This window comes from Blautia sp. aa_0143, assembly GCF_004167315.1.
Lineage (GTDB): Bacteria > Bacillota > Clostridia > Lachnospirales > Lachnospiraceae > Blautia_A > Blautia_A fusiformis.
The window spans coordinates 1-1549 of the sequence record NZ_RCXU01000078.1 but is presented as its reverse complement, the minus strand read 5'-3'; the positions used below and the strand labels follow the sequence as shown (position 1 = coordinate 1549).

At 50.0% G+C, this 1549-nt stretch carries 4 protein-coding genes; all 4 read left to right on the top strand.

From position 1 onward, the window contains the following. The first annotated feature begins 59 nt into the window (after positions 1 to 59). On the top strand, positions 60 to 284 hold the full coding sequence (locus EAI83_RS17050) for a helix-turn-helix domain-containing protein (RefSeq protein WP_005362423.1): 225 nt from the start codon (positions 60 to 62) through the stop codon (positions 282 to 284). 147 nt (positions 285 to 431) lie between these two features. Then, positions 432 to 635, top strand: a complete 204-nt coding sequence (locus EAI83_RS17045) for a hypothetical protein (RefSeq protein ID WP_004614949.1) — start codon at positions 432 to 434, stop codon at positions 633 to 635. 286 nt (positions 636 to 921) lie between these two features. After that, positions 922 to 1239, top strand: a complete 318-nt coding sequence (locus EAI83_RS17040) for a DUF3847 domain-containing protein (protein WP_181968266.1) — start codon at positions 922 to 924, stop codon at positions 1237 to 1239. A 2-nt stretch (positions 1240 to 1241) separates the two neighbouring features. Next, a partial coding sequence (locus tag EAI83_RS17035; protein ID WP_182428486.1) for a MobA/MobL family protein occupies positions 1242 to 1549 on the top strand: 308 nt, incomplete at its 3' end.

Genomic DNA, 1549 nt, shown 5'->3' with positions numbered 1-1549 from the left:
TTTTGGGGAGAACGGCAACAGGAAGCATTTTAACCTATTTGATTTATGGGAGGAACAGAATGAACGATAAAAAGAGATTGAACAGCTACGAGGATTTACCGCTGGTTCTGGATGTGGCGGACATTCAGCGGATTATGGGAATTTCAAGAGCGAGCGCCTATGAGCTGGTACACACACCCGGCTTTCCAGCGTTCCGCAGGGGCAGACTTATCAAGGTCAGCAAAATTGCTTTCTTTGAATGGATGGCAAAAGGCTCCGAAACCGTACCGGGAAGCGACAAATAAGCGTGAGGTATCATTCCCTGACTTGCAATACTGCCGCACTTTCCAAAGGGGCATACAGAGGGAAAAAAACTTAAAAATGATACCGAGACGCTACATCAAAACAGCCTATCTGCGTACATCAGATAGAAACGGAGAAAGGAGCCGGTTATGGCAAGAATGAGTAACAAGCGGCGGTTGGAATGGTCTTTCTTCTTAAATGACCGCAGCCGTATCACTTACAACGAACTGTGCCGGAAATGCCAGCACGAATGTAAACAGAGCTTCCGGGCGGTTGTGGTTGACTGCCCGAAGTATCTTTCCAAGCGTTCCAAGAAAAAGGACAAGACTGCCGGAAACGGCAAAATCCCTTAGGAACTAAGGGCGCACTTCTATACATAGTCTAAAGACCATGTATCGTGCGTCCTGCGGAGCTTACCTCTGCCGCTGATAAAATCAGCAATCCGAGGTCTGCGTTCGCTTCGCTCCGACAAGGTGGCTACACCCCCTTGCGCCGCTAAAGCGGCTATCCCCTGTGTACCCGCCGCAAAGAGAAATCCGCTCTGCGGTTTTCCCTTTTCATCGGGTTTTATAGAAGCACTGACACACGGACTGTCTGCGGATGGTCTTTCTTTATCTTATCAGCAAAGGATGTGAGAACATGGAAAAATCTTTGGAACAGTTGAAGCAGGAATATGAAAAAACCACTGTCCTGCTGGAACAGGAAAAACGGAAAATGCAGCGTTTGAAAAACCGGCAGGCGTATCTGGAAAGCGGTTCCCGGAAACAGAGGACGCACCGGCTGATTACCCGTGGGGCAGCCGTTGAGAGCATTGCACCACAGACAAAGGAGCTATCCGAAGCGGAATTTTATTCCCTCATGGAAAGCATTTTGAATCTGCCGCAGGCGGAGCATTTCATCCGGTCTGCCACAGAGAACCACGCCCGTATTTCCGGGCAGGAGAAAGGCGGTGACTAAGGATAGCACTTTATCATTTTTCAATCGCACAGATCAAGCGCAGCGCCGGTCAGAGCGCCATTGCCAGCGCAGCCTATCGAGCCGGGGAGCGTCTTTACAGCAGCTACTATGGAGAAGTCAGCGACTACACCAAAAAGGGCGGCGTGATCGCTTCGGAAATCATGCTGCCGCCCCATGCGCCGGAAATATATCTTGACCGGGCGACCCTCTGGAATGCTGTGGAGAGCTGCGAGAAACATCCAAAAGCACAGCTTGCCTATTCCTTTGATATTGCCATGCAGAATGAATTGACGCTGGAAGAAAACATGGA